The 26,640-nt window shown below is 69.4% G+C and carries 32 protein-coding genes; 5 read left to right on the forward strand and 27 right to left on the reverse strand.

Annotated features, from left to right (window positions below; all coding sequences use genetic code 11):
* Positions 1-2 precede the first annotated feature (2 nt).
* From ACNI3K_RS10830 to ACNI3K_RS10855, 6 genes are all read right to left on the reverse strand, one after another.
* Entirely contained in the window at positions 3-881 is an 879-nt protein-coding gene (locus ACNI3K_RS10830; RefSeq protein WP_419391907.1) for a TatD family hydrolase, read from the reverse strand.
* Positions 881-1,507 (reverse strand): EboA domain-containing protein, encoded by a 627-nt coding sequence (locus ACNI3K_RS10835; protein ID WP_419391908.1) that lies wholly within the window; start codon positions 1,505-1,507, stop codon positions 881-883. The genes ACNI3K_RS10830 and ACNI3K_RS10835 overlap by 1 nt, the downstream gene beginning before the upstream one ends.
* Positions 1,504-2,382 carry a sugar phosphate isomerase/epimerase family protein gene (locus ACNI3K_RS10840; RefSeq protein ID WP_419391909.1) on the reverse strand — a complete coding sequence of 293 codons (879 nt, stop codon included), beginning with the start codon at positions 2,380-2,382 and terminating at the stop codon, positions 1,504-1,506. Before ACNI3K_RS10840 ends, ACNI3K_RS10835 begins: the two co-directional genes overlap by 4 nt.
* Positions 2,379-3,269 (reverse strand): SCO3242 family prenyltransferase, encoded by an 891-nt coding sequence (locus ACNI3K_RS10845; RefSeq protein WP_419391910.1) that lies wholly within the window; start codon positions 3,267-3,269, stop codon positions 2,379-2,381. Before ACNI3K_RS10845 ends, ACNI3K_RS10840 begins: the two co-directional genes overlap by 4 nt.
* Positions 3,266-4,543: an inositol-3-phosphate synthase gene (locus ACNI3K_RS10850; protein ID WP_419391911.1), complete on the reverse strand. Its 1,278-nt coding sequence runs from the start codon at positions 4,541-4,543 to the stop codon at positions 3,266-3,268. Before ACNI3K_RS10850 ends, ACNI3K_RS10845 begins: the two co-directional genes overlap by 4 nt.
* Positions 4,544-4,981: 438 nt before the next feature.
* Positions 4,982-5,398, reverse strand: a complete 417-nt coding sequence (locus ACNI3K_RS10855; protein WP_419391912.1) for a MarR family winged helix-turn-helix transcriptional regulator — start codon at positions 5,396-5,398, stop codon at positions 4,982-4,984.
* 163 nt (positions 5,399-5,561) lie between these two features.
* Between ACNI3K_RS10855 and ACNI3K_RS10860 the strand changes: the two genes are divergently transcribed.
* The gene (locus ACNI3K_RS10860) at positions 5,562-6,485 is read left to right on the forward strand and encodes an EamA family transporter (protein WP_419391913.1); all 924 of its coding nucleotides are present in this window, start codon (positions 5,562-5,564) and stop codon (positions 6,483-6,485) included.
* 69 nt (positions 6,486-6,554) lie between these two features.
* On the opposite strand, the gene ACNI3K_RS10865 is transcribed toward ACNI3K_RS10860, so the two are convergent.
* Genes ACNI3K_RS10865 through ACNI3K_RS10885 form a run of 5 tightly spaced genes read right to left on the reverse strand, consistent with a single transcriptional unit; the run spans position 6,555 to position 8,938 of the window.
* Positions 6,555-6,854 (reverse strand): DUF4235 domain-containing protein, encoded by a 300-nt coding sequence (locus tag ACNI3K_RS10865; protein WP_419391914.1) that lies wholly within the window; start codon positions 6,852-6,854, stop codon positions 6,555-6,557.
* Positions 6,854-7,996, reverse strand: coding sequence for a YihY/virulence factor BrkB family protein (locus ACNI3K_RS10870; protein ID WP_419391915.1), 1,143 nt, complete (start codon positions 7,994-7,996; stop codon positions 6,854-6,856). The genes ACNI3K_RS10865 and ACNI3K_RS10870 overlap by 1 nt, the downstream gene beginning before the upstream one ends.
* Complete coding sequence (locus ACNI3K_RS10875; protein WP_419391916.1) at positions 7,993-8,286, reverse strand: DUF3618 domain-containing protein; 294 nt, start codon at positions 8,284-8,286, stop codon at positions 7,993-7,995. The genes ACNI3K_RS10870 and ACNI3K_RS10875 overlap by 4 nt, the downstream gene beginning before the upstream one ends.
* Positions 8,283-8,693 carry a phage holin family protein gene (locus ACNI3K_RS10880; RefSeq protein WP_419391917.1) on the reverse strand — a complete coding sequence of 137 codons (411 nt, stop codon included), beginning with the start codon at positions 8,691-8,693 and terminating at the stop codon, positions 8,283-8,285. The genes ACNI3K_RS10875 and ACNI3K_RS10880 overlap by 4 nt, the downstream gene beginning before the upstream one ends.
* The gene (locus ACNI3K_RS10885) at positions 8,690-8,938 is read right to left on the reverse strand and encodes a hypothetical protein (protein WP_419391918.1); all 249 of its coding nucleotides are present in this window, start codon (positions 8,936-8,938) and stop codon (positions 8,690-8,692) included. The genes ACNI3K_RS10880 and ACNI3K_RS10885 overlap by 4 nt, the downstream gene beginning before the upstream one ends.
* Before the next feature lie 326 nt (positions 8,939-9,264).
* On the opposite strand from ACNI3K_RS10885, the gene ACNI3K_RS10890 reads away from it, so the two are divergent.
* Positions 9,265-10,104 carry an alpha/beta fold hydrolase gene (locus ACNI3K_RS10890; RefSeq protein ID WP_419391919.1) on the forward strand — a complete coding sequence of 280 codons (840 nt, stop codon included), beginning with the start codon at positions 9,265-9,267 and terminating at the stop codon, positions 10,102-10,104.
* 147 nt (positions 10,105-10,251) lie between these two features.
* On the opposite strand, the gene ACNI3K_RS10895 is transcribed toward ACNI3K_RS10890, so the two are convergent.
* Positions 10,252-10,599 (reverse strand): ArsR/SmtB family transcription factor, encoded by a 348-nt coding sequence (locus ACNI3K_RS10895; protein WP_419391920.1) that lies wholly within the window; start codon positions 10,597-10,599, stop codon positions 10,252-10,254.
* 74 nt (positions 10,600-10,673) lie between these two features.
* Between ACNI3K_RS10895 and ACNI3K_RS10900 the strand changes: the two genes are divergently transcribed.
* The 3 genes from ACNI3K_RS10900 to ACNI3K_RS10910 all read left to right on the forward strand — a co-directional run bounded on the left by ACNI3K_RS10900 (position 10,674) and on the right by ACNI3K_RS10910 (position 12,180).
* The gene (locus tag ACNI3K_RS10900; protein WP_419391921.1) at positions 10,674-11,078 is read left to right on the forward strand and encodes an arsenate reductase ArsC; all 405 of its coding nucleotides are present in this window, start codon (positions 10,674-10,676) and stop codon (positions 11,076-11,078) included.
* Positions 11,075-11,779 carry an aquaporin gene (locus ACNI3K_RS10905; protein WP_419391922.1) on the forward strand — a complete coding sequence of 235 codons (705 nt, stop codon included), beginning with the start codon at positions 11,075-11,077 and terminating at the stop codon, positions 11,777-11,779. The genes ACNI3K_RS10900 and ACNI3K_RS10905 overlap by 4 nt, the downstream gene beginning before the upstream one ends.
* Before the next feature lie 65 nt (positions 11,780-11,844).
* Positions 11,845-12,180, forward strand: coding sequence for an RNA polymerase-binding protein RbpA (locus ACNI3K_RS10910; protein ID WP_419391923.1), 336 nt, complete (start codon positions 11,845-11,847; stop codon positions 12,178-12,180).
* Positions 12,181-12,186: 6 nt separating this feature from the next.
* Here the strand turns inward: ACNI3K_RS10910 and ACNI3K_RS10915 are convergent, their stop codons facing one another.
* The 15 genes from ACNI3K_RS10915 to rpe form a co-directional block, all read right to left on the reverse strand.
* On the reverse strand, positions 12,187-12,927 hold the full coding sequence (locus ACNI3K_RS10915; RefSeq protein WP_419391924.1) for a polyprenol monophosphomannose synthase: 741 nt from the start codon (positions 12,925-12,927) through the stop codon (positions 12,187-12,189).
* The gene (gene lnt / locus ACNI3K_RS10920; protein WP_419391925.1) at positions 12,921-14,453 is read right to left on the reverse strand and encodes an apolipoprotein N-acyltransferase; all 1,533 of its coding nucleotides are present in this window, start codon (positions 14,451-14,453) and stop codon (positions 12,921-12,923) included. Before lnt ends, ACNI3K_RS10915 begins: the two co-directional genes overlap by 7 nt.
* A gap of 71 nt (positions 14,454-14,524) precedes the next feature.
* Entirely contained in the window at positions 14,525-17,263 is a 2,739-nt protein-coding gene (locus ACNI3K_RS10925; RefSeq protein WP_419391926.1) for a DEAD/DEAH box helicase, read from the reverse strand.
* Positions 17,260-18,297: a diacylglycerol/lipid kinase family protein gene (locus ACNI3K_RS10930; protein WP_419391927.1), complete on the reverse strand. Its 1,038-nt coding sequence runs from the start codon at positions 18,295-18,297 to the stop codon at positions 17,260-17,262. Before ACNI3K_RS10930 ends, ACNI3K_RS10925 begins: the two co-directional genes overlap by 4 nt.
* Positions 18,298-18,310: 13 nt before the next feature.
* Positions 18,311-19,075 carry a twin-arginine translocase subunit TatC gene (gene tatC / locus ACNI3K_RS10935; RefSeq protein ID WP_419391928.1) on the reverse strand — a complete coding sequence of 255 codons (765 nt, stop codon included), beginning with the start codon at positions 19,073-19,075 and terminating at the stop codon, positions 18,311-18,313.
* 28 nt (positions 19,076-19,103) lie between these two features.
* Complete coding sequence (gene tatA, locus ACNI3K_RS10940; RefSeq protein ID WP_419391929.1) at positions 19,104-19,445, reverse strand: Sec-independent protein translocase subunit TatA; 342 nt, start codon at positions 19,443-19,445, stop codon at positions 19,104-19,106.
* Between the two features lie 51 nt (positions 19,446-19,496).
* Entirely contained in the window at positions 19,497-20,420 is a 924-nt protein-coding gene (locus ACNI3K_RS10945) for a helix-turn-helix transcriptional regulator (RefSeq protein ID WP_419391930.1), read from the reverse strand.
* The gene (locus ACNI3K_RS10950; RefSeq protein ID WP_419391931.1) at positions 20,413-21,411 is read right to left on the reverse strand and encodes a helix-turn-helix transcriptional regulator; all 999 of its coding nucleotides are present in this window, start codon (positions 21,409-21,411) and stop codon (positions 20,413-20,415) included. Before ACNI3K_RS10950 ends, ACNI3K_RS10945 begins: the two co-directional genes overlap by 8 nt.
* Positions 21,412-22,254 (reverse strand): ATP phosphoribosyltransferase, encoded by an 843-nt coding sequence (hisG, locus tag ACNI3K_RS10955; RefSeq protein WP_419391932.1) that lies wholly within the window; start codon positions 22,252-22,254, stop codon positions 21,412-21,414.
* Between the two features lie 25 nt (positions 22,255-22,279).
* Positions 22,280-22,543 carry a phosphoribosyl-ATP diphosphatase gene (locus tag ACNI3K_RS10960; RefSeq protein ID WP_419391933.1) on the reverse strand — a complete coding sequence of 88 codons (264 nt, stop codon included), beginning with the start codon at positions 22,541-22,543 and terminating at the stop codon, positions 22,280-22,282.
* Positions 22,544-22,603: 60 nt separating this feature from the next.
* Complete coding sequence (gene ribH / locus ACNI3K_RS10965; RefSeq protein WP_419391934.1) at positions 22,604-23,071, reverse strand: 6,7-dimethyl-8-ribityllumazine synthase; 468 nt, start codon at positions 23,069-23,071, stop codon at positions 22,604-22,606.
* On the reverse strand, positions 23,068-24,309 hold the full coding sequence (ribA, locus tag ACNI3K_RS10970) for a GTP cyclohydrolase II (RefSeq protein WP_419391935.1): 1,242 nt from the start codon (positions 24,307-24,309) through the stop codon (positions 23,068-23,070). Before ribA ends, ribH begins: the two co-directional genes overlap by 4 nt.
* Positions 24,306-24,914, reverse strand: a complete 609-nt coding sequence (locus tag ACNI3K_RS10975; RefSeq protein ID WP_419391936.1) for a riboflavin synthase — start codon at positions 24,912-24,914, stop codon at positions 24,306-24,308. The genes ribA and ACNI3K_RS10975 overlap by 4 nt, the downstream gene beginning before the upstream one ends.
* Positions 24,914-25,942 (reverse strand): bifunctional diaminohydroxyphosphoribosylaminopyrimidine deaminase/5-amino-6-(5-phosphoribosylamino)uracil reductase RibD, encoded by a 1,029-nt coding sequence (gene ribD, locus ACNI3K_RS10980; protein WP_419391937.1) that lies wholly within the window; start codon positions 25,940-25,942, stop codon positions 24,914-24,916. The genes ACNI3K_RS10975 and ribD overlap by 1 nt, the downstream gene beginning before the upstream one ends.
* A complete protein-coding gene (gene rpe, locus ACNI3K_RS10985; RefSeq protein ID WP_419391938.1) occupies positions 25,939-26,604 on the reverse strand; it encodes a ribulose-phosphate 3-epimerase in 666 nt (221 codons plus the stop codon). Before rpe ends, ribD begins: the two co-directional genes overlap by 4 nt.
* Positions 26,605-26,640 lie beyond the last annotated feature (36 nt).

The following is a 26,640-nucleotide window of genomic DNA, read 5'->3' on the forward strand; positions in this document are numbered from 1 at the left end:
GCCTACTTCCGCGGCCCGCGAAGGACGGACGAACCCTCGAACTCCACGCCGGGGGCCGGCGGTTCGCCCGGGAGGAAGCCGGGGACGGGCTCGAGCATGAGGTTGTTCGACTGCGCGTAGAACTCGACGGGGTTGCGCCACAGCACGCGGTCGACGTCGTCGTCGCTGAAGCCGGCGGCGAGCATCGCGTTGCCCGTCGCGAGGGTCTTGAGGGGGTCCGAGCGGCCCCAATCCGCTGCCGAGTTCACGATCATGCGATCCAGGCCGTATTCGGAGAGGATCGCCACCATGCGGTCGGGATCCATCTTGGTGTCTGGGTAGATGGAGAATCCCGCCCATGCGCCGGCCTCGCGTACGAGCTCGACGTTGGTCTCGTTGAGGTGGTCGACGAGCACCATGTGCGCGGGGACGCCCGACTCCCGCACCACATCCAGGGTGCGCCGAGTGCCCGCGAGTTTGTCGCGGTGCGGGGTGTGGACCAGGACGGGCAACTCGGCGTCAAGCGCCATCTGCAGCTGCTGAGCGAAAACCTCGTCTTCCTCGGGCGTCATCGAGTCGTATCCCACCTCGCCGACGGCGACCACGCCGTCCTTCAACAGGTAGCGGGGGATCTCGCCCAACACGTCGCGGCAGCGCGGGTCGTTCGCCTCCTTGGGGTTCAGCGCGATGGTGGCGTGGTGGCGAATGCCGAACTGCGCCGCGCGGAACCGCTCCCAACCCAGCAGACTGTCGAAGTAGTCGAGGAACGCGCCCACGTTGGTGCGCGGCTGCCCCAGCCAGAACGCGGGTTCCACCAGCGCACGCACGCCAGCGGCGTACATCGCCTCGTAGTCGTCCGTGGTGCGGCTGGTCATGTGAATGTGCGGGTCAAAGATGCGCATCAAGCGCTCCCTTCGGGGGTGAGGCGGAACACGTCATCGGGTACCGGCCGTCCGGCAGCGCGTCGCTCGGCGGCGAAGTCCTCCGCCATCCGCGCGAGTTCTGCGTCGCGGCGGCTCTCGAGCTGCGCGACGGCATCCAGGCTGACCTCCATGAACACAAGTTTCAGCACCGCGTGGCGCCAGGAGTGCTGGTCCAAGTGAGCGGCAGCGAAGGGTCCGACTGCGGCCGCTACGAGGTCTTGCTCGTTGGCGCGTAGCGCTTCGCCCACGAGCTCCACTCCGAGGGTCACGACCTCTTCCGGCAGCTCGAGGTCCTTCAGGACGGCGGCGTCGAGGCCTCGCAGCACGCCTCGGCGCTCGGCGCTGTCCCCCTGGTGGAAGAGTTCCGCCAGCACCGGTGCGGCGGCCGTGACGGAGGCCTCGAGGAGAGCGCACACGAGCCGTGCGCGGGCATGGTCCTCGACGCCCCCGTAGACCACGCCATGCGGGTCCGTTTCAGGGTCGCTCGGGCCCCGGCCGACCTTTCGTCCGGCCAGCGCGAAGGCGGGCGTGACGGTAGCCGGGTCACGGAGGACGTCTTGCTCGGTCTGTGCGAGCCACTGCTCGCCGCTGCTGGTCTCCGTCATCGTCGCCCTTCCGTGAGGTCTCGTTTGTCCCACGCTGCTCGCAGCGCGCCCATGCTGCGCCGTGCGAGCCCCGGGGCGTCGAAGGAGTGCCGGGGAAGTTCGACGGCGGCGATGCCGGAAAAGTTGATGTGCGCGAGCGTGCGCATCACGAGCGGCAGGTCGATCTCGCCGTCGCCGAAGGGGCGGTGCTCGTGATGAGTGTGAGGCATATCGTCGAGCTGGACGTTCATAAGGTGCGGTGCCGCCGCCTCGAGAGCGCCTACCACTCCGGCGGGCTCGACCACCAGGCAGTGACCCACGTCGACGGTGATCCCGAGCCCGGGCGGCGTGCCGAGCGCTGTCAGCACTTCGAGCGCGTCGCCCACTGTCTCGACGAGCATTCCTGGCTCGGGCTCGAGGCTCAGCGCGACGTCGTGCTCATGCGCGTGCTCGATGAGCGCAGGCAGGCGTGCCTCGAGAAGAGCGGCGCCTTGCTCTCGCGACAGCGCCTGCGGCAGCACCCCGGAGAAGAAGGAGACGCACCGGGCCCCCACGAGGCCGGCGATCTCGATCGCTCGCTCCATGTATGCGATCCGCGGCTCCGCCTCGACGTCGACCAGCGTGGGTCGGTGCTTCCGGTACGGATCCAGCAGGAACCGGGTGCCGGTCTCGATCACCACGTCCATGCCGGCACCGCCGTGCATGCCGTCGAGCCGGTCGCGCAACCGTTCGACCCGTTCCTGCCAGCCCGCCTCGAAGGGGTCGAGGTGGGGATAGCCCAAGGTCAACGCGACGGCGCCGTAGCCCTCGTTCTCCAGCACGTCCAACGTCGTGTCGAGGGGGTGATCGGTGAAGCCATTGGTGCCGTAGCCCAGTGCGAACGGGGGAGCGGTCATGTCTCGCTCACCTTCCGGCGTGCTCGGCTGCGGAGCACTCGTCCGGCAATCTCTACCCCCGCCAGGAATGCGGCGCTGCCGACGCTGCCGCCACGTGCGGCCCATGCGGCCTGCAGTGGCACCATCGCGCGGATGCCCTGGCGGGTCGCGTTGCGCGCCCGCGGCCCGGTGGGCTCACGCGCAGCAGCGACCTGGTCGGGAAGGCAGGTGAGGACGTATGCGATGCTCGCGACTGCAGTCGTCACCGCGCGTCCCACGGGGGCACGCACTCCACCCGCCAGAACGGCGAGTGCTCCGACGGACGTCACTGTGGCTGCACCTGAGGCAGTGGCCGGCGTCGTGCCATGAACCTCTCCGCGCGACACCAGGGTCAGGGCGGCCGTGTGTGCCGCGATTCCTGCGGCGGGCGCCAGCGCTGGTCGCAGGTGGCCGACTCCGGCTCCCATGAGCACGTCCAGCCCACGGCACGCTGCCATGACCAGAGGTCCGCTCGCGTGCTCCTTCGCGACCGTGTCATAGGTCCAGATGCACCCGGCAAGCGGCACTGCCACGGCCAAGGCGCGCGGGCCCCCGGCGAGTGCCGCGATCGCAAGACCCGCCCCCGTGAGGCCCGTGGCGACTGTCAAAGCGTGGCGGGCGGAGATGCGCCCGGACGGGATCGGACGCTCGGGCCGCTCGCGGGCATCCAAGTCGCGGTCCGCGTAGTCGTTCAGCGCCATGCCACCCGCGTAGAGGCAGGCTGACGCGAGGGGGAGGAGCGCTCGGCGGCCGGCGACTGGCTGCTGGCTGGCCGCGCTTCCCGCGAGGGTGTCTCCCAGCACGGACAGGATGGCGGGCGCACGAACTAGCTCCACGTAGTCGTTCCACCCGGGGCGAGCAGCGTTCACGAGTGCTGAGCGTTCGACTCGACCCGCCGGGAGGCCTCCTCGACCCATTCGGCGAGTTCACGTGTTTGTCCCGCGAAGTCATGGGTGTCGCTGCTCCACGGGTCCTTGAAGAAGAAGCCCAGTGCCGACACCGGGCCAGCGTGTCCCGAACGCGCTGCGAGGGACAGCAGCCGAGCGAGGTCAAGCACCATGGGAGCGGCGAGCATGGAGTCATATGCGGACCAGGTGGTCTGCAACGTCAGCCGCGAGCCGAGGAACCCTTCGACGTGCACGTGGTCCCAGGCGATCTTGGTGTTTCCGAGGTCCGGCACGTTGTCGATGTGCAGGGGAGTGACGTCGCTGCCCGTGAGGGACTGAAGGCCCCGGGTCTTGGAGGCCAGCTTGCTCTGCACGGTCACGGGGTCGGCAAGGGTCGCTCCGTCGCCACCGCCGAGCAGGTTCGCGCCTGCCCACGACAGTACCTTCAAGCCCCGCGCCGCGAATGCGGGAGCGAGGACGGTGCGCAGCCACGTCTGGCCGGTCTTGCCGTCCTGGCCGGCGACCGGGATCCCGGCCTCGGTGGCCCACTCCATCAGGACGGGAAGATTCATCCCCGCCGAGGGCGTGAAGCAGGCGTACGGCGCGCGCGCCAAGATGGCGGCGTAGGCGGTGACGGAGCTGGGAGGCAGCACCTTCCTGGCCGGATCGGCCAGCGCTGTGCGCAGCGCGGCGTCGTCGAAGAACTCCGGGGCGGGTTCGGGAACTGCCTCGGTGGAGGTGAGGTCCACGACGACCACGTGGTCGAGTTGGTGGGCGTCGCGAAAGCTTGACATGTCCTTGGCAAGCCGTTCGGCCGCGGCCTGTTGCGACTCTGGGGGCATACCGGCGGGAAGCATCGTCGTGTAGCCAGGACGGACCTCTGCATCGGCGCGCGCAATGGCGCCTCGGGTCGCCTCCATGACGTGCGAGTTGACCATGCCGTCGTGGACCAGGGTCTCCGCTCGGGTCACCATCGACACGTCAGTCACGTCGTGGCCGCCGACGACGATCTCGTCGAAGCCGGGCAGCGGGGCATCGGCCAGGGGACCGCTGGCGGTGACGCAGCCTGTGGCAGTGGTGTGTCCTCCCGCAATGGCGGCGAGACCGAGCGTGGCTGTGGTCGCGACGGATCCGCGAGCCCCTACCAGCCATAGACCCACGCGGCCCGTCGACTTCTGGAAGGGGACAGGCGAGGGGGTCCCCGCGTCGTCAGGCTCAGCGGAATCGTTGGCTCCGCCATCGTATCGGTGCATCATTACACTCCAGTTTTGGTCTCTGCCACGCGGTGGCACGTCCTTCGAGGCACTCAGGCCGCCATGCGGTCCCTCAGGCAATGCTCAGACGTTCGTCGGCCGAGCATCGATCTGGGACGAACACCACCATACTTGCGATGCGGCTCAACCAAAAGTCACGCCGCGCGGGACCTGTTGCGGTCTTCTATGGACGTAAGTGGTGACGAGGGGCGAGGCACACACGTTGCTTCTCGTACTTGTCTGGGAGAGAGCACAACCGGTACGGATGAGGCGCGAACCGACCGACGTGAGGACTAAGTAACATAATGTGCATTATCGGCGTTATGGAGAGAAGGCTAGCCACTCAAGGCGGAGCCCTTGATGCGCCCACATCAAGCCGGCGCGCCGTGTCTGTCGACCGATGGTTCTCATGCCGGATCAACGCCCGCTTGCGGCGTCACTTCAACGCCGTGGCGGCGCGGGCGGCGCATCGCCGAGCGCCTCGGCCAGTGCGACGAGACCCTCGGTGAGCTTGTCGCGATCGCTGTCGCTCATGCGTTCCAGAATGGCGCGCTCGTTGTCCATGTGGGCGCCGTGAACCGCGTCGCAGGCAGCACGTCCTTGGTCGGTGAGCCTCACGTGCACCACACGCCGGTCCTCATCGTCGCGCAAACGCTCCACGAAGCCGCGTGCCTCGAGCCGCGTGATGCGATGGGTCGTCGTGCCGGACGTGATCATCATCGTGCGGTCCAGCTCACCGGCCGTCAATGAGTACGGTTCGCCCGAGCGACGCAGCGACGCCAGCACGTCGAACTCCCAAGACTGCAGGTCGTGCTCGCCAAACACCGCGTCCAGGCGGCTCTGGATCAGCGCCGCCATGCGCGACAGTCTCCCGATGGTCGCCATCGGCGTCACATCAAGATCTGGGCGCTCCTTCGCCCACTGGCTCATGAAGTACTCGACCGCGTCCATGCCCGCCTCCGGAATATTTTGATATCAAGACTTAGTTATATATCTTGATATCAAGATACAGGAGTCCGCCATGAACCGCAGACGCATCATCGTTGCTACCGCCATCGCCCCGCTGCTATGGGGCACCACCTACCTGACGACGACGGAGCTGCTGCCCGCCGATCGCCCGCTGCTCGCCGCAGCCGCGCGCGCTCTGCCAGCCGGACTGGTGATCGTCGCCCTCACTCGCACACTCCCCCGCGGTGACTGGTGGTGGCGATCTGCCGTGCTCGGCACCCTCAACATCGGCGCGTTCTTCGCTCTGCTATTCGTCTCCGCCTACCGGCTTCCTGGTGGAGTCTCCGCGACCCTCGGCGCCGTTCACCCACTGATCGTCGCCGTCCTCGCAGTGGTGGTGCTCCGCGAGCCTCACCGGCCACGCACATGGCTCGCGGCCGGCATCGGCCTCGTCGGGGTCGGCATGCTCGTGCTGACGCCAGGAGCCGCCTTCGACGCGATCGGGGTGACAGCCGGCCTCCTGGCGGGCACCTCGACGGCGCTCGGGGTGATCCTGACCAAGCGCTGGGGCCGGCCCGTGGGCCTGCTCAGCTTCACGGGCTGGCAGCTGGTGTGGGGAGGACTCGTGTTGGTGCCGCCCATGATCGTCATCGAGGGACTGCCGGCCGGCGTCACGACCGCTCACCTCGCCGGCTTCGCGTGGCTGGCCGGCCCCGGCGCGGTGGTGGCCTACCTTCTGTGGTTCCGCGGCATCTTGGCGCTGCCCGCCTCCCAGGTGAGCGTCCTGACGTTTCTCGCGCCGTTGATGGCAGCTGCGCTGGGCTGGCTCGTGCTCGGACAGTCGCTCACGTGGCTGCAGGGGCTCGGCGGCGCCGTCATCGTCGGATCAGTTCTGTGGAGCCAGATTCCCGGGGCGCGCCGCGGGTCCGCTCTCAGCCCCGTGCGCGCCGGCGCCGGCGTGCCGTGGGCACCACCGCGCGCCCGTCACCCGCTGTGACCACCAAGCGACCGGGCGTGTCCGTGAGGCGACGCGGGGCCGCGGGCGGTGCCAGATGCGCGCACTGTCTCAGTTGCCGGGCCACTCCCCCGTGGCTCGCTCGAACAGCCTTGCGCCGCCGCGCGACACGACGGTGCGCACGACGGCGAAGATGGCACCCTGCAACGCAGCCGCGAGGACGATCTCCTTCACTGGGTAGTCGCTCTCCAGTGCGCCAGGGGGCTCCTTCTCGTCACCGGGGGACGCCTTCTTCCACACCTGATCAAACACTTTGCCTGCAATGACGCCGGCGACGAGGCTGCCGACCACCCCCACGGGCCAGAAGAGGGCCTTGGCTGAGGTGCTGCCCGAATTCTTGTGATTGTTCATCACCGCTCCTTCTCGGGTGTCCTGTCGGTGGCGCCAGACGAGTCCTCGGCGTCCTCTTTGCCATGCGCAAGGCGGATCGCGCGTCCGTCGTCGACGTCCTGCTGCCGCTTCTTGGCATCCTTCTCGGACTTCTTGGTGTCGCGTGGCGGCAGCTGAATCCTCTCCTCCGCCGCGATGCCGGACTGCAACTCACGTCCCCGTTCGAGCTCGGCATCGAGCTCGGCCCCGAACAACAGCGCCACGTTGGTCAGCCACACCCACAGCAGGAAGACGATCACCCCCGCCAGAGCCCCGTAGGTCTGCTCGTAGTTGGAGAAGTTCGCGATGTAGAAGCCGAATCCTGCAGAGGCCAAGATCCATACGAGGATCGCCGTCGCGGCGCCGATGCTGAGCCAGCGGAACTTGGGCTGCTTGAGATTGGGAGTCGCCCAGTACAGCAGCGCCACCATGATCGCAACGACCAGCAGGATCACTGGCCACTTGGCGATGGACCAAACGGACATCACCGTCGAACTGAGCCCGATCGAGTCCCCCACGGCCTGCGCCACCGGCCCACTGAGCACGAGCCCGATCAGGACGACCGCAGCCATCAGCAGCAGCACCGCGGTCAGCAGGATCATGAGGGGACGGAACTTCCAGAACGGCCGGCCCTCGTCGACTTGATAGATGCGGTTCATCGCCCGGGCGAATGCGCTCGTGTAGGCGGAGGCGGACCACAGTGCGGCTGCGAGACCGGCGATCAGCGCGACGCCCGCCGAACCGGAATTCGCAAGATCGTTGAGCACGGGCTCCAGAGTGTCTGCGACCGATCCGCCGCCCAGTGTCTCAAGGATGCCCACCAAGGTGTCGACCGTCTGCTGGCTCTCCCCCACCAGCCCGATGATCGATAGCAGCGCGATCAGCGCGGGGAACATGGCCAGGACGGCGAAGAAGGTCAGCGCGGCCGCGATGTCGGTGCACTGGTCCTTGCCGAACTCGCGCACCGTCTTGCGCAGGACATAGGTCCATGAGCGCTTGGTCAGGTCGGTCGGCGAATCGGGATCGTGCTTCTCGTCGGGCGCCTCGTGCGCGCGGTCGCGAGTCTCGTCGTCAGGAGCGGGTGGCTCGTGATTCTCACGAGGCCGACCGTTCTCGGGGCTCATGAGCGGCGCCCTCGGCTCACGACGATTGTCACGGCGGCAAGTGCCGCCGCGCCACCGGCGAGGGCGAGCTCCCGTCCGCGCTCGTCGAGGAGGACCCTCGCGCGCCGCTGCGAGAACTCAACTGCTTCCCGGATCCGCGCCCGTGCGCGGGACTTGACCTCGAGCTTCGTGTTGAGCGCATCCAACGTTCCCCCGAGGCGCTCCCGCGTGGCGGCGAGGTCGCGCTCGATCTCGTCCGCACTGCGGTCGTCCGGCTGCGCAGACTCGTCGTGGCGGAGGTGTGCGGTCATGAGCGAACCCCCTTCACCGTGTCGATGTCGCGCTCGACGTTGGACGTCGTCGTGTCGACCGGGGGCTTGGCCGCCGCGACCTTCTTCTTGCCCAGCAGCGCCGCCACGCCGGCAATCGCGAACAGCAGGACAGCGATGATGAGCGCGGAGAGCCAGGGGGCGATGACCACTGCGAGGCCGGCGATGGCTGCTGCCACCAGGGCACCGCCGCCGTACAGCGCCGCGATGCCAGCAGCGCTGAACAGCCCGGCACCCAGCGCGGCGCTGCGCACGGCCTCTTGGATCTCCGTGCGCGCGAGCGCCATCTCGTCCCGGACTAGCGAGGTGATGTCCTCGAGCGCCTGGCTCACGAGTTGGGGCGTCGACATGTCCTGTGGCTCCACGGGCCGCCCACGGGTCGCGGTCACGGGGCACCAGCCGTCGTTCCGGTGGTCGTGCCTCCGCCCACGGTGTCACGGGTCTCGCCGCCGTCGGCGACCTCGTCGGCCTTGCGCTTGACCGTCCTCTTCGCCTGTTCGGCGCCCTTCTGCACGCGCGGATCCTGCATGAACCGCTGCGCTTGCTCCGTGAACTTCTCGTAGTGTTCGCGGCCGGCTCGGGAACCGAGCAGATAGCCCGCTCCCCCGACGATCAACAACGCCAACTTGCTCATTTCGCACTCTCCTCGGTCTCCAGGCGAGGCGAGCCCGATGGGCCCGCAGTGTCTCTTCGATCGTAAGTTGTCTGGCGAAAACGCGCTGGATGGACCGCTCCGATCGCACCGGCCCAACGGCTTGGGGGCGCAACACATTGAGCACAACGCCGGGTAGAACGCCTGGTACAACCTCGTCGGCCGCCGGTCGACGATTCATCTCGCGACACCGATGCACACCGGACGCGCCGGTACCGAGCAACGCAGGTACCGACTGAGAATGCACGCCAAGCGGGCAAGCGTGTGCCCGCCAAGCACGTCGCCGCCCCGTTCGCTAGGCTCCGAACATGGGCGACGGTACGCGTATCGTCACGGCGTCGGATGGTCGGCGACTGTGCGTGCGCGACGCGGGCAGCTTCGGCTCTGAGATGCCATTGGCGTTGTTCTGGCATCACGGCACCCCGGGCATGGGAGTGCCGCCGCGCCCGCTGCTCCCGCTGGCCGATGAGCTGGGACTGCGCCTGATCGGCCATGACCGTCCGGGCTACGGCGCCTCGGATCGCCTCGCGGGCAGACGGATCGCGCACGCCGCCACCGATGTCTCGGACATCGCGGACGAGCTCGGCATCACGCAGTACGCCGTCATGGGCTACTCCGGCGGGGGTCCGCACGCGCTGGCCTGCGCCGCCGCCGATCCACGCGTGGTCGGCGTGGTGATCGGCTCCGGCCTGGCACCGAGAGACGCGGACGGACTGGACTGGTACGAAGGCATGATCCCCTCGGGGCGTCGTGTGCTCCGTGCGGCCGAGCGCGGCGAGCAGGCCCGCCGCGACGCCGAGGCCGAGGGATACGACCCCGAGTTCAGTGCCAGCGACCTCGAGGCTCTCGAGGGGCCCTGGAGCTGGCTGGGAGACATTGCCGGCGCCTTCACCCCTGAGGACCTGGACGGCGCCGTCGACGACGACCTCGCGTACGTGCATGAGTGGGGCGTGGACCTCGACGCCATCGTCGCTCCGACCCTGCTCATTCACGGCACGGCGGACGGCATCGTCCCCGTGGACCACGGTCGGTGGATGGCCAAGAGGATCGGCGCGCAGTTGTGGGAGCGCGAGGGCGACGGACACGTGTCGGCCATCCAGGCCCTTCCCGACGCGCTGAGATGGCTCCGTGCGCACGCTCCCGCTTGAGCCCCGTATTCACGGGTTCTCGCGTGCCCTTTCGCATTCTTTCGTCGCGCGCAGTCCGAGCCGCCCGCCGCTCCAGCCGGGTCACGACCCTTCCCGTTCAGCCGAGCCGACCGCACCGCTCACGGCGGCCGGCGCCCGGGAAGGCGACTAGGACGGTGCCGCGAGGCCCCCGATGGCGGCCGCGAGGCCCGTGACCTGCGCATCGGCCAACCGGAAGAAGGCCCAGGTGCCCCGCTTCTCGCGGACGGTGAGGCCCGCCTCGGTGAGTTGACGGAGGTGATGAGAGACGGTGGGCTGACTGAGACCCAATGGTCCTTCGAGATCACAAGCGCACACGGATCCGTTGGCGGCCAGGATCTGCACGATTCGGATGCGCGTGGGATCGCCGAGCACCTTGAGTCGGGCGGCGAGCGGGTCCAGGTCCTCGTCCGGCACGGTGAGCGCCGAGCCGGGGATGCAGACCCTGTCACCAAGCAGATTCTCGCCTACTGTCATGAGACCGACGATAGTTCACCTCATCGACATCTGTCGATATTGACTTCCATCGATGCTTGGTCCAGCCTGGAACCATGAGCGAAACAAAGCCCTCCGTCATCTTCGTGTGCGTCCACAACGCCGGCCGTTCCCAGATGGCCGCCGGATACATGACTCACCTGAGCGAGGGGCGCGTCGAGGTCCGCTCGGCCGGCTCCATGCCCGCCGACCAGATCAACCCTGCGGCGGTCGAGGCGATGCTCGAGGAGGGCATCGACATTCGCGCCGCGCAGCCGAAGATCCTGAGGCCCGAGGACGTCCAGGCGTCCGATGCGGTCATCACGATGGGATGCGGCGATGCCTGCCCGTACTACCCGGGCAAGCGGTATGAGGACTGGAAGCTCGAGGACCCTGCCGGCCAGGGCGTCGATGCAGTGCGACCGATCCGCGACGACATCCGCGCTCGTGTCGAGGCACTGCTGGCGGACCTCGTCAAGTGACTCAGCGCGCCCGCAAGCTGCTGGGAGAATTCCTGGGATCCGCGGGACTTGCCGCAGCGGTGATTGGCTCCGGCATCATGGCGGCCAACCTGAGTCCCGATGACGTCGGGCTACAGCTGCTGCAGAACTCGTACGCAACTGGCCTGGCGCTCGCCGTCCTGATCGCGGTCATCGGACCTGTCAGTGGAGCCCACTTCAATCCGGTGGTGTCGCTAGCCGAGCGGGTCCTGAAGCCCGAGGACCGGAGCGTCCACGAGACGGGCCTCTACATCGTCGTTCAGATCGCGGGATGCTCGGCGGGAGCTGTCCTCGCCAACCTGATGTTCGATCTGGCACCCGTGTCCATCTCGACCACCGAACGGGCCGATGCCGGGCGCCTGCTGGCCGAGGTCGTCGCCACGGCGGGCCTCGTGTCCGTGATCTTCATGCTGGTGCGCGCGGGTCGCGCCGCCATCGTCGCTCCCGCGGTGGGTGCCTACATCGCAGCGGCCTACTACTTCACCAGCTCGACGAGCTTCGCCAATCCGGCGATCACCGTGGGTCGAATGTGGTCCGACACGTTCGCTGGTATCGCGCCCGTCTCAGCGCTGCCCTTCATTGCCGCGCAGCTTCTCGGGGCCGGGATCGCCGTGCTCGCCGTGGGTGCGCTCGCCCCGCAGTCAGCTCTTCCCACTACCGGGAAGGTGCCTCAGGGAACATAGCTCGCTCCGGGGACGTTCCTACCCCGCAGGCACCACCCACCGCCTGCGAGGAGAGGGAGGCTGACATGGCTGATCGAGCATTGCGCGGCATGCGACTGGGGACCCAGAGCATGGAGACTCCGGCGAACGCAGAACTCGCTGACCGCAAGGACGTTCACTACGACTGCCCCAACGGGCATATTCTCACATTCCCCTTCTCCACTGAGGCGGATGTCCCGCTCTCGTGGGAGTGCCACTGTGGAGCGCTCGCTCTGCTCCGCGACGGCGACCGGTCGGAGGTCAAGGACCAGAAGGTGGCTCGCAGCCACTGGGACATGCTTCTCGAGCGCCGCTCGATCCCCGAGCTCGAAGAGCTCCTCGACGAGCGCCTCGAGTTGCTGCGGGCAGGCCGCATCGGCTGACCGGAGTCACCTCCGTCTGGAGAACGCGCGACGCACTTGTGCCGCGCGTTCTTTCATTCCCCAGGCAGTCACCTTCACCAGCGCCTCACGAATGATCTCCCCCGACATCTTCGAGGTTCCGTGCTCGCGCTCGACGAACACGATGGGCACCTCGACGACGGTGCCGCCGTTGCTCAGCACCCTCCACGCCATGTCGACCTGGAAGCAGTAGCCCTGCGATTCGACCGCTTCCATCTCGAGCCCCCGGAGGGCCGATGCGCGGTAGGCGCGAAATCCCGCCGTCGCGTCACGCACGGGGATAGCGAGCATCCAGCGGACATAGGTGTTGGCTCCGATGGAGAGCAGGCGGCGATGTGCGGGCCAGTTCTCGACCGCGCCGCCCGGCACCCAGCGGGATCCGATCGCGAGGTCCCACTCCCCTGGCGCGTCAAGCACGCGCGCGAGGTCCTCGGCGCGATGAGAACCGTCGGCGTCCATCTCCACGAGCACGTCGTACCCGCGCTCCAGCCCCCACGCGAAGCCCGCACGGTACGCGGCCCCGAGCCCTTGCTTGCCCATTCTGTGCAGCACGTGCACCTGAGGATCCCGCGCTGCCCGCGCATCGGCCCATTCGCCCGTCCCGTCGGGCGACGCGTCGTCGACGACCAGGATGTCAACCTCCGCGGCCTGCTCGCGCACGCCGTCCACCTGGTGGGGCAATGACTCGCGCTCGTTGTAGGTGGGGATGATGACGAGCGTGCTCACCATTCGTACCTCTGGCCGAGCCTGCGCGTGATGGCGGTGCCCACCAGGGCGAGTGCCGCGAGCAGCGGTACCCACGCCCACAGCAGGCGGAATCGCACTGCTGGGGTGATGCCGTCGCGCAGCGGCAGCTCCGCATACATCTGCTCCGCCGTGAACAGGCCGGTCTCCTCGAGAACCCGGCCGCGCGGATCGATGACGGCGCTCACACCCACGGTCGACGCCTGGATCGTGGCGCGGCCCGTCTCGATCGCGCGCAAGCGGGACATCGCGAGCTGTTGGGTGGACTCGGCGGTGTCTCCGAAGGAGGCGTTGTTCGTGGGGACCAGCAGCACCTCGGCGCCGTCTGCCACCGCGTCGGCCACGATCCGGTCGTAGGCCACCTCGAAGCAGATGACGGTGCCGAGCGTCACGGTGCGGCCCATCTCCGGGACCGGCAGGCCAATGGTGGCGGCGCCCTCGCCGGCGAGCACGTCGTGTCGCACGCGGTCGACCTCAGGTGAGAACTTCCGGGCGATGTCGCGAATGGGGATGTACTCGGCGAACGGCGCGGGGCGCTGCTTCGAGTACTCGTCGATGACGACGCCGCCCGTGGACCACAGCAGCATCGAGTTGTAGCGGCCTTCGGGCGGCGAGTAGTCGTTGGTGCCGAGCAGCAACGGGGCCCCCGCAGCCTGAGCTGCCTCCGTCACCAGCGCGTTGGACTCCTCATCGGTGCGCGGGTCGTAGTCCGAGGAGTTCTCGGGCCACAGCAGCAGGTCGAGCGTGCCAGGAACATCCTCCATGAGGGCCAGCGTCCCGTCGCGGTGGTTGCGCGTCACTTCACGAGCCTGCGCGAACGCGTCCAGACCGGCGTTCGGCACATTGCCCTGGACCACGCCTACGCGCAGCGTGCCTGTCGTGGCCTGGCCGTCCAGCGGCACGAACAAGCCACTGCCGACCACCGCGACGGCGGCCAGCGGTGCCGCGACGGCGACGATGAGGCGTCGCTTGAACATAGACTCGGCTGCGGCGCCCAGCAGCGCGCCCGCGAGTGCCGCAGCGAACGTGGTGAGCGGTGCGCCGCCTATCCACGCGAGGTTCGAGACCGTGGAGTCGAGCTGCGAGAACGCGACACGGCCCCAGGGGAACCCGCCGAACGGCACCATGGACCTGAGGCCCTCCATGCCGGTCCACAGCAGCGCGAACGCCAGCACGCCGATCCACGGGTTCGCGCGGGTCACTCCCGACCGGTGCACGTGCACCCACCCGGCGCCGAACAGTCCGTAGAAGGCCCCGGACGCGACGGACAGCGCTACCCACGGCACCGGGCCCACCGCCTCGTGGGCCCACCACACGTGAGGGAGCATGAAGACGGTGCCGAACACCCAGCCGTAGAAGAAGCCTCCCCATGCGTTCGCACGGGCGAGGCTGAGCCACAGCACGCCCAGTGACACGTAGGCCAGCGGCCATAGCCCCAGGTCGGGGAAGGATGCGGCGAGGGCGAGACCGCCCAGTGCCGCGAGGCTGAGGCGAAGGGCTATTCCGTGCACGTACCCAGCCTAGGCTCGCGCGGACACCCCCTGGCGCATCGGCGCACCGGACGCGTTCGCGCGGGAACCGCTCAGTAGGCGACTACGCCGCGCCGCATGGCGTCGATGGCGGTGCGTGCACGGCCGCGCAGCACCGATGACGGCGCCGACTGGGCGACCTGGTCGAGCACGTCGATCACCTGCTTGCACCAGCGCACCATGTCTCCGGGGGCGATGTCGGTGTCCTGCAGGACCTGGTCCAGGCCCTTGCCCTGCGCCCAGCCGTGGATGGGGCCCACGATTCCCCAGTGAGGCGCGGGCAACTCGGGGAGCCCCCGCTCGGTCTGCAGGTCGTCGATGACGGACCAGATTCGCTGGGTGTCCGCGAGCACGTGTCCCAGGACACCCCTGGAACCTCCGGGGACGCGCGGGGTGCGCGTCTCGTCCTCGTGCCGCCCGCGGTACAGCAGGGACGAGACGGTGGCCGCGAGGGCCGGCGGGTACAGCTGGTCCCACGCGCCCGAGCGCAGGCACTCCGCCATCACCAGGTCGTTCTCGGAGTACAGGGTCCGGAGGCTCGTGCCTGCGGCGGTGACCGTCGTGTCCTCGCCCTTGCCCTCGAGGTAGCCGAGCTCTCGCAGCACGTCGCAGCGCTTGTCGAACACGCGCGCGATCGAACCCGTGGCACGGGAGATCTCGCCCACCACGCGGTCGCGGTCGCGCTTGGCGCGAAAGTGCCGCTCGGCCCAGCGCGCGTGCTGCTCGCGGTCCGGGCAGTTGTGGCAGGGGTGCGACTGGAGCTCCCTGCGCAGCTGGATGATCTGTTGCTCCTCGCCGGACGCGCCGCGCTCGCGCCGGCTCGACGGGGTCTCGAAGGTGTTCTTCGCGGACTCCACGACCTGCGCCATCTCCTTGCGCTGACGTGGGTCGCGATCGTCGAACTTGGCCGGGACCTTGACGCTTCCCACGTGCTCGAGGCCGTGGTGCAGATCGGCCACCGCGAGCCTGAAGGAGCGGCCGAGGGTGGACACCACGGTGGGGCGCGGGGCGGCCTCGTCGTCGTCGGGACGCACCACCACGGCGAGTCCCGCACGCTTGCCGCCCCCGATCCGCACCACGTCGCCGCGCGACAGGCCCGCGAGCATCGAGGCGGTCGCCTCTCGCCGCCTACGGGACACGGCCTTGGAGGCGCCCTTCTGCAGTCGGTTCAGGCGCTCTCGCAGCGCCGCGTACTCCATGAAGTCGCCCTTGTCGCACGCGGTCGCCTCGCGCAGCCCTTCGATCGCCTGGTCGAGCTCGCGCGCCTTGCGGGCCTTGCCCACGACTGACTGATCGGCCTGGTACTGCGCGAACGACAGCTCGAGCAGCTCACGTGCCTGCTGCACCCCGGACTGGCCCACCAAGTTGATGGTCATGTTGTAGGAGGGCTGGAACGAGCTGATGAGCGGGTAGGTGCGCTTGGACGCGAGCCTGCCCAGCTGGGCCGCATCGAATCCTGGGTGCTCGACCACGACGGCATGGCCCTCGATGTCGATGCCCCGCCTGCCGGCACGCCCCGTGAGCTGCGTGTACTCCCCCGCCGTGAGGTCCTGATGTGACTCGCCGTTCCACTTCGTGAGCTTCTCGAGCACGACGGACCGGGCGGGCATGTTGATCCCGAGGGCGAGGGTCTCGGTGGCGTAGACCACCTTGATGAGGCCGGCCAGGAACAGCGTCTCGACGACCTCCTTGAACAGCGGGATCATGCCGGCATGGTGAGCCGCAATGCCCGCCTCCAGGTTGTCTCGCCAGCGCAGATAGCCGAGCGCGGCCAGGTCCTCCGTCGGCAGCCCCTCGCAGCGCTCGTCGACGATCCTTGCGATCTCGGCGCGCTCCTCGTCCGTGGTGAGCGCCATGCCGGCGCCGCGCACCTGATCGACGGCGTCCTCGCAGCCGGCACGCGAGAACACGAACACGATCGCAGGGAGCAGTCCGTTGCGATCCATGACATCGACCACCGCGAAGCGGGGCGGCGCGCGGCGTCCCTGGGGCCGCCCGCCGCCACGCGAGGGCCGCTGAGGGCCGCGATAGCCCTGCGACTCGTGGCGCTGGCGCTTGGAGATCGCCTCGAGTTCCGGGTTGAGCCGGGGGTTGGGGCCCGGCGCCAGGGGGTCCACGCCGGGCGCGTAGAGGTCGAAGATGCCCTCGCGCACCAGCACGTGCGGCCACAGCGGCACGGGGCGGCGCTCGGACACGATCACGCGGGTGTCGCCGCGCACCTCGGTGAGCCACGCGCCGAACTCTTCGGCGTTGGACACCGTCGCCGACAGCGAGACGATCGCGGTGCGGGCCGCCAGGTGGACGATGACCTCCTCCCACACCGAGCCTCGGTAGCGGTCGGCGAGGTAGTGGACCTCGTCGAGGACTACGACGCCGAGGGTGTCCAACGTGCGCGAGTCGGCGTAGATCATGTTGCGCAGCACCTCGGTGGTCATCACGACCACCTGTGCCTCGGAGTTGATCGAGGTGTCGCCGGTGAGCAGTCCGACGTTTGCTTCCCCGTAGACGCCCTTGAGCTCCAGGAACTTCTGGTTGCTGAGCGCCTTGATGGGCGTGGTGTAGAAGGACTTCTCGCCGCGCTCGAACGCGTGGCGCACGGCGTACTCGCCCACGACGGTCTTGCCTGCCCCGGTGGGGGCCGCGACCAGCACCGAGTGCCCGTCGGCCACGGCCTGGCAGGCCTCGCGCTGGAAGTCGTCGAGCGGGAAGGCCAGGCTCTCTTCGAAGTCGGTCAGGTCACGGTGGCGGGACCGAGCCTTCGCGGCGGCGAAGCGCTCCGCTGGAGAACTCATGCCCTCAGGCTATCTGCCCTGCCGCCGAGCACCCGCAATGCTGCGGGGACCGTGTGCACCTCGAGGGGCGCTGGACCGATCAGCTCGCCGTCCGCGAAGGCGGGTGGGAGCGGGGCGCCCTGGGCGGCCGATGCGCGGGCGGGGTCGCGCTGAGCGCTCGGCTGGTCGCGCGCGGGGCCGTGGTGCGGCCAGTCAGCGCCGCCAGCGCCTCCATCCTGGGAGGCGGGGCCTATCCGGATGTGGCGACCGCGGACCACGCGGACGCGCGGGTCGCTCAGGTGAGAGCCGTCTCTGAGCTTGGGAAACAGCCTCGCGATGGCCGTGGCGCCCATGGGATCCGCGATCACCAGCTCGAGCAGCCCGTCGGAATGGGACGACTCGGGCGAGATGACCAGACCGCCGCCGAACACGGGACCGTTGGCCACGGCGACGAGGGTGCACTGCTGCTCCCATCGCTCGCCGTCCACCTCGAGGCTGACCCCGTAGGGCCTGAACCGCGGCAGCTCGTGGAAGGTCGCGAGCTTGTACTTAGCGGGGCCGCGCGGGAACGTCATCCGGTTCGCGTACGAGGCGATCGCGGCGTCGATGCCCGCCGACAGCACGGCCGCGAAGTACCGCCGGCGCCCGCTCTCCGCCACGCCCTCGCCGTCGACACGGCCCAGGTCGACCCGGACCACATCGCCCTCGAGGCCCCGCTCGATCGCGGCTACGGCAGCGGGGACATCGTGCACAGGCAGGCCGAGCGACATGGCCGCGTCGTTGCCCGAGCCCGCCGCCACGATGCCCAGCGGCAGCTCGGTCTCGGCACACGCTTGGACTCCGAGATGAGCCATGCCGTCGCCACCCACGACCACCAGGGCGTCGAGGTCACCTTGGCTCTCACGTGCGTGGTCGAGCGATGCCGACCACGTGCCCATCGACAGGTCGCGCACCCGGTGGCGGCCCGCCGCCAACAGCGCCAGCGTCTGCGCAGCGGACTTCGCTCCCCTGCCCGAACCCGCCGTCGGGTTGGAGATCACGCCGACAGTGGTCATGGTTCGCGCGGGCTCATGACACGTCGACGTCATCCGTCAGCGCCGCCCGTCGGGCCTCCTTCTTGGCGGCGGACCGCTCGCGGAGCAGACCCACGCCCACGGCGCCGAAGTAGAGCAGGCACATCGGCACCGCCATGAACATCATCGTGACGATGTCCGGGGTGGGGGTGAGCACCGCCGACGCGACGAAGATGAGGAGCACCGCCCAGCGCCAGCCCTTGAGCCACGTGCGCGCCCTGACCACGCGAGCCCAGGTGAGGGCGACCATCACGACGGGGAGCACGAACGCGATCCCGAACACAAGCACCAGGCGCGTGGCGAAAGAGACGAACATCTGCGCTTCGAGCCAGTTCGTGGCGCTCTCGGGAGTAAACCCGATGAGAATCTCGACGGCCCGGGGGTAGACCCACCACGCAAGCGCGACGCCGCCGAAGAACAGCGGGATGGCGGCGCCCAGGAAGCCGAACGTGTAGCGCTTCTCTCCTGCCCGCAGCCCCGGGGCGACAAATGCCCACAACTGATACAGCCACCACGGAGCGGAGACGACGACACCCAGGAACAGCGACACCTTGATCCGGATGTCCAGCGCGGTCGCAATGCCAGAGAAGTTCACCGCCACCGCGGCGTCGTCACGCACCGCGACGTCAAGCACGGGCTGCTGGAGCGCCTCGAAGACGGGTTCGTAGAAGAACCAGCCCGCGATCGCGCCGGCGGCCGCACCGAGGACGGCCAGGATCAGGCGGTTGCGGAACTCCTTCAGATGCGCGCTGAGCGGCATGCGCGCACGGGCATCCCGCCTACGCGCTCTAGCGCGCGCCACGCCCGTCGTCGTCAGGGATGTCGACGGTGCTCTCAGGCAGGGGCGCCTCGCCGCGCTGCTGCGCCTGCTCGGCGTCAGCCTTGGGCGCGGCGTTGGCCTGCGACACCGTGTTGGTGGTCGATGCGGTCGTGTTCTGCACTGGCGTGTCGGACTGCGCGGTGGTGTCGGACTGCGCGGTGGCCGACTTGTCGTCGTCCGTCAGCGACCGGGTCTCGTCCTTGAGAATCCGCATCGACTTGCCGATGCTGCGCGCCAGCTCCGGGAGCTTGGGGGCGCCGAACAGCAAGACGACGACCAGCGCGATGATGATGATCTCGCGGGGACCCATGAATGCCTCCTGTGTCGGGTGCGGACACCACGGTTGTTCAGATGGTCCAGTCTAGACGGAGTGCGCCGTCACCACGGCATGAGCGTGGGTCGCCACCGCCTCGCGCAACGTCCCAGGTTCGACACTCACGAGATCGGGGGCCACCGAGAGAAGCCGGCCCGCGGCCCAGTCGACGTCCGCGACGCCGAACCGCGCGGTGGCGGTCTCTCCATCGTCCTCGATCTCCACCCCGGCGAGGTCCTCGAAGGCCCAGCGCGCGCCGCGCCGCAAGACCACGGTCGCCTCGAACTGTGGGACGAGCGAGAAGCCCTTTTCCTCGCTCGGCGGGTGCGTCAGCATCACGTCGGTGAGGCTCGCGGAGGCGATGCGCCCGAGCCGCAGCGTGCGATGGTCGTCCGCCTTGAGGCAGAAGCACTCCACGTACCCCACGCCGTCGATCGCCACCAGCCGGTGCGGCTCGATCACGCGGACGCTGCGGCGATCCTGAGCGTCGATGTAGTCGAGGCTCACCGCGCGACCCTCGGCGATGCCGCGCTCGATCGTGGAGGTGACGGCCGCATCGGCCTCAGGGGCTCCGTCGAGCACGCGCACCGGCTCCCCGCCGCCGTACGCCTCGCGCAGCCTGGCCAGCACGTCGTGCGCACCCGCGGGGGCGGTGCCGGCGGCGACCAGGGTGGCGAGGGCGCCGATGAGAGCCACCGTCTCGCGGGCGGAGAGCTTCACCTGCGAGGCGCCCTGCGACGCCACGAGGGTCGCGATCCCGGAGTCGAGGTGATCGAAGTCGAACTCGATGCACTCGTCGGGCAGGTAGGGCGGGATTCCGCTGGTGGTAAGCGCCCACAGGTCTCGTTCGATGCGCGCGGCGCTCACGCCGAAGTGCTCGGCAAGCACCGCGAACTCAGTCGAGCCGTGGGCCTCGAGATAGGCGATGAGCCCCAGCAGCCGAACCAGCCTGTCGCGCGACGTGTCAGCCACGGGCCACCTCCACCGCGGCGCGCGCGTGCGCCAGCACTGACTCGCGCAGCGACTCGGGCTCGACCACACGGGCCGCGCCGTGCAACGACAGGATCTCGGAGCGCAGCAGGTCCTCGTGCCGGTACGGCACGCGCACCAGGTCCCAACCGTCTGCGGCCGCCGGGTCGACGGAGTCGCCCACCACAGGCTCCCCACGACGGCGCAGGCCGTGGCCCGTCTCCGGACGCAGCGCAATGACTGCGGGCAGCGTGGCCGCGTTGTCGTCAAGATCGCCCAACGGAAGCGTGGCAGGCCGCTCGAACGCCTCGATGTCCCCCGTCGTGCGGACTCGACCGGCAATGCGGCCCACCCGGAACGTGCGCTGTGCCTTGCGGTCGAGGTCGAAGCCCACCAGGTACTCGACGCCGGAGCGCATCACGATGCCCCATGGCTGGACAGTGCGCCGCGCGGTCTCGGAGCTCGCGGACGCGTAATCGAATCGCACGGCCTGGCGGTCGACGATCGCCTCGGCCAGCGCGGCCGTCGCGTCGTGGCCCGCGGAGGTGGACATGCCGCCGTACGGGAGCGCATCGGAATCGCCGTGCTCGATTGCGGAGACCACCTTGGCGTAGCCCATGCGGGCGTCCTCGGCCAGCGACGCGCCCTGCCAGTACTCGACGGCCAGCGCGAGGATCGCGGCATCCTGAACCGTCAGGTCGAGGTCCGGCAGCGAGGCGTCGCCGTCGATGCGGTAGCCGAGGTCGTCCTGATGCAGCGGATCCGTGACGGTACGCAGCGGCAGGCCCATGGGGCGCAGCTCATCCTTGTCGCGCTCGAACATGCGCTGGAACGAGACGTCCGCACGGTCGCGCTCCTCGGCCGAGGCTCCCCTCGGCGCGGGCTCGTATCCGTCCACGCGGGCCCGGATCTCCTCCCGCGTGAGGCGTCGGCGGGTCGCGCTCAGGGCGAGCATGAGGTTGAGCCGGCGCTGCTCAGCGGAGATCTCGGACATCTACACCCGCACCGCCAACAGCTCGGTGGTGAGGATGGCCCTCGCGCCGGCGGCATACAGCCGGTCCATGATCTGGTTCATCTCCGAGCGCGGCACCATCACGCGGACCGCGTGCCAGTCCTTGCCGTGCAGCGGGGTCACGGTGGGGGCCTCGAAGCCGGGGGTGACGTCCACCGCCGCGTCCAGGCGCTCGTTCGGCACGTCGTAGTCGACCAGCACGAACTGGCGAGCCATCAGCACGCCGCGCAGGCGCCCGGTCAGCACCGCGAGCTCGTCGTCAGAGACGTCCGGCCCCTTGATGAGGATGGCCTCGGACTTGAGGATCGGCTCGCCGAAGATCTCGAGACCCGCTGCCTTGAGGGTCGTGCCGGTGGACACCACGTCGGCGACCACGTCGGCGACGCCGAGCCGCACCGAGGATTCGACGGCGCCGTCGAGGCGCACCACGTCTGCCTCGACTCCGAAGGACTTCAGGTGGTGCTTGACCAGGCGCGGATAGCTGGTCGCCACCCGCTTGCCCGCGATGTCCTCGACGCTCGCGACCGCATCGGCCGGAGCCGCGTAGCGGAAGGTCGAGCCGCCGAACCCGAGCTCGAGGTGCTCGGTCGCGGGAGCGCCCGAGTCCAGCAGCAGGTCGCGGCCCGTGATGCCCGCGTGCACCGTGCCGGAGCCCACGTACACGGCGACGTCGCGAGGGCGCAGGAAGAAGAACTCGACCTCGTTGCGCGCGTCCACGAGCACGAGCTCGCGGGGGTCGCGGCGCTGCTTATAGCCCGCCTCGCGCAGCAGCTGCGCGGCGGGGTCGGACAGGGATCCCTTGTTGGGGACGGCGATGCGGAGCACGACTCTCCTTGAGTTCTGGTGGTCGTTACAGGTAGCGGTAGATGTCGGCGGGAGTGAGGCCCTTCGCGACCATCATCACCTGCGCGTGGTACAGCAGCTGAGAGATCTCCTCGGCGGTCTCCTCGTCGGACTGGAACTCCGCAGCCATCCAGGACTCCGCGGCCTCCTCGACGAGCTTCTTGCCGATGGCGTGCACGCCCTTGTCCAGTAGCGCGACGGTGCCGGAGCCCTCGGGGCGCTCCTCAGCGCGCGCGGCTAGCTCCTCGTACAAGTCTTCGAAGGTTTTCACGTGAACAGCCTAGGGCAGGCGCGCCGCGTCGAGCCCCGAGGGACGGCCGATGCGCGGGGGCTACGCAAGCCCGCGCAGGATCAGCGCGGTCGAGAGGGCCGCCTCGACGGCCTCGGCGCCCTTGTCCTCCTTGGAACCCTCGAGTCCCGCACGGTCGAGGGCGTGCTGCACCTCGTCGACCGTGAGAACCCCGAACCCCACGGGCACGGCGTTGGCGCGCGCCACCTCGGTGAGACCCATCGTGACCGACTCGCACACGAACTCGAAGTGGGGAGTCTCGCCCTTGACGACGACGCCGAGCGCCACGACGGCGTCGGCACCCCGGCGCGCGAGTGCCTCGGCCACCACGGTGAGTTCGAACGCTCCGGCAACGCGTGTGAGGCGATGGGCCGCCCCGCTCGCCTCGGCGGCACGCACGGCGCCCGCGACCAGCCCGTCCATGACGTCCGTGTGCCACAGGCTCGCGACGATCTCGACCGTCATGCCCTTGCCGTCCACCTGAATCTCTGGTGCGCCGTCGCCGCTCATGCGTTGTCTCCCAACAGGTGTCCCATGCGCTCGATCTTGGTGCGCAGATACGCCGCGTTCTCGGGGTGCTCCCCGAAGTGGTGCGGAATGCGCTCCGCGACGTTGATGCCCGAGGCGCGCATGGCCTCGACCTTCGCGGGATTGTTGGTCATGAGCCGCACCTCGTCGAGCCCCAGGTCCTGCAGGATCGCGGCGGCCGCGCCGTACTCGCGGCGATCCACCGGGAAGCCAAGATCAGTGTTGGCGTCGACCGTGTCGCGGCCCTGGTCCTGCAGGGCGTACGCCTGGATCTTGCCCAGGATGCCGATGCCGCGCCCCTCGTGACCGCGCAGGTAGACGACGGCGCCGCCCTCGTTGGCCACTCGCTCGATCGCGGCGTCCAGCTGGGGACCGCAGTCGCACCGCTGGGACCCGAAGGCGTCTCCCGTGAGGCACTCCGAGTGCACGCGCACGAACGGCAGCATCCCCGGCGGCACGGGTGCCGTCAGCGCCACGTGCTCGTCGCCGGTGCGGGCATCGCGGTACGCCTTGACCGTGACCACGCCGTGGCGGGTGGGCAAGCGCGCATCGCCCGATGCGGTGACACGGTGGGGTGCGGGCTCGATGGGCGGCGGCTGGTCGTCCTTCAGACGGCGGTACTCGATGAGGTCCGCGATGGTCATGAAGACGAGGTTCTCGTGCTCGGCGACCTCGGTCGCGTCCCCGGTGCGCATCATGGTGCCGTCGTCGTTCACCAGTTCCGCGATCACTCCCACCGGCTCGAGTCCCGCGAGGCGGCACAGGTCCACCGCGGCCTCGGTGTGCCCGGGGCGGTGCAGCACTCCCCCGGCGACGGCCCGCAGCGGCAGCACGTGGCCGGGACGGATGACGTCGTCGGTGCGCGTGCCGGGGTCCGCCAGCACCTGGAGCGTGCGGTGGCGGTCCGCGGCGGAGATCCCGGTGGTCACGCCCACGGCGGCATCGACGGAGACGGTGTAGGCGGTGCGGCGCGGGTCCTGGCTGTTGGGGACCATCAGCGGCAGGTTCAGCGCGTCTGCCCGGGGCCCGGGCATGGGCGCGCACAGATAGCCGCTCGAGTGGCGGATGCCCCAGGCCACCCACTCCACGGTGGTGGTCTGCGCGGACATGATGAAGTCCGCCTCGTTCTCACGGTGGCGCGAATCGGCGACCAGGACGGGCTTGCCGGCGCGCAGGTCCGCAAGTGCGCGGTCCACCAGGGTGACGACGTCCTCGGTCATGAGCGCGCCGCCAGCATCGACTCGACGTACTTGCCCATCACGTCCACCTCGACGTTCACGCGGTCGCCGACGACCACGTCGCCCAACGTGGTGTCCGCAAGAGTCGTGGGGATGAGCGACACGGTGGCGCGATTGCCATCCAGCGCCGCGACTGTCAGCGACACGCCGTTGAGCGCGATCGAGCCCTTGGGCACCACGTACCGCACCAGCTCGGCGGGCAGCGCGAACGTGAAGTCGTCCCACTCGGCCTGCGAGTCGCGCGTGATCAGCTCCGCGGAGCCGTCGACGTGGCCTTGCATAATGTGGCCGCCCAGGCGGCCGTCCGCGCGCAGCGCGCGCTCGAGGTTGACTTGGCGGCCGGGGACGATGTCCCCGAGCGTGGTGGTGTCGCGGGTGACTCGCATGACGTCTGCGAGCCACACGCCGGTCTGGCCGGTGCCCGCGCTCTGTTCCGCCACGGTGAGGCACACGCCGTCGACCGCGATGGACTCGCCGTGCTGCAGGTCGGAGCCGAAGCCCGAGGACTCGATCGTCATGCGTGAGCGCGTGCCCTCATCGACGACGTCCACCACGGTGCCGACGGCCTCCACAATGCCGGTGAACATCAGATTCCTCTCGAGAGATGGGCGGACACAAGGATATCCGCACCCAATGGTTGAAAATTCACGTGATGCCCCCTCAACGCGTCCGCCATCGTTCCGATTCCCAGGTCCTCCACCACGCTGGGTCCCGCGCCCAGCAGGGCGGGCGCAATGTACGCGTGGATCTCGTCCACGAGGCCGGAGCGCAGGAAAGCTGACAGCACGGTGTGGCCGCCCTCGACCACCAGGGTGCGGACCTCGAGGGCCCAGAGAGTGGCGAGAGCGACACGCGGATCGTGGGACTCCACGGCGAGGGCGTGTTCGTCTCGCCACACCTTGCTGCCGAGGGTGGCGGTGCGGCCGAGCACGACACGCAGCGGCTGATGCTCCGCCTCCGTCCCAGCGGGCCGCGCGGACAGCTGCGGATCGTCCGCGAGCACGGTCCCGGTGCCGACGGCGATCGCGTCGACCTCGGCACGCACGCCGTGCGCGTGGTCGCGGGCCTCGGGCCCCGTGATCCAGAATGCGCTGCCATCGGCCGCGGCCATCCGGCCGTCGAGGGTTGAGGCCCACTTCGCGATGACGTATGGGCGTCCGAGCCGCATGGCGGTGAGCCACCGGTGCGTGAGCGCCGTGGCTGCCGAGTGCGGAGCGAGCGTCGCGGGGATGCCTCGCGACGCGAGCACCTCTGCTCCCCCGCCGGACGCCCGGCCTGGATCGGCGACGGCGTACGAGACGGCGGCGATTCCGGCCTCTGTGAGCGCGTCCACACACGGTCCCGTGCGCCCGGTGTGGGCACAGGGCTCCAGGGTGACCACGGCCGTGCCTCCGCGGACGTCGATCCCCCGGTCCGCGGCATCGGCGATGGCGGCGACCTCCGCGTGAGCGGTGCCGGCACCGCGGTGCCACCCTTCGGCCAGCACGGCGCCGTGAGCGTCAAGGATCACGCAGCCGACGCGCGGGTTGGGTCCGTAGGCGGGTCCCAGGGACGCGAGGGCGACGGCGCGGTCCATCGCCTGAGCGACGGTGACGGGGGCGGGATCGTCGCTCATGTGGGCCGCGCGTCGGCGGCGAGCTTGCGCAGGGCGGAGATCTCCGCCTGGCGGTCGTCGGCGCCGAACACTGCGGAGCCGGCCACGAACACGTCGCAGCCGGCAGCGGCGATGTCCTCGATGGTGTCCCGCGACACTCCTCCGTCTGACTGCAGCCACAGCTCGTGCCCTGCGGCCTCGGCAGCCGCGCGCAACGCCTGGAACTTGGGCAGCGTCTCGGGCATGAAGGACTGGCCGCCGAAGCCGGGCTCGACGGTCATCACCAGCACCATGTCGAATTCGCGCAGCTGATCGATGACGACGTCGACGTCGGTGCCGGGCTTGAGCGCGACCGATGCGCGCGCGCCCAGGGCACGCAAGTTTTTGGCGATGGCCACGGGGTCCTTGGCGGCCTCGTAGTGGAACGTCACCGAGGTCGCGCCCGCCTCCGCATACTTCGGCGCCCAGCGGTCGGGGTCGTCGATCATCAAGTGCGCGTCGATGGGCATGGGCGACACCTGTGCGATGCGCTCGAGCACCGGCAGGCCCAGAGTGAGGTTCGGGACGAAGTGCGCGTCCATGACATCCACGTGCAGCCAGTCGGCGTTCGCGACCGAGGCGATGTCACGCTCCAGGTTCGCGAAGTCGGCGGCCAGGATGGACGGAGAGATCTGAATGCCCATGGCTCGAGCCTAGCGCCGCAGCGTCGCGAGCACGCG

The sequence above is a fragment of the Demequina ureilytica genome (assembly GCF_048553575.1).
In the GTDB taxonomy this organism is placed as follows: domain Bacteria; phylum Actinomycetota; class Actinomycetes; order Actinomycetales; family Demequinaceae; genus Demequina.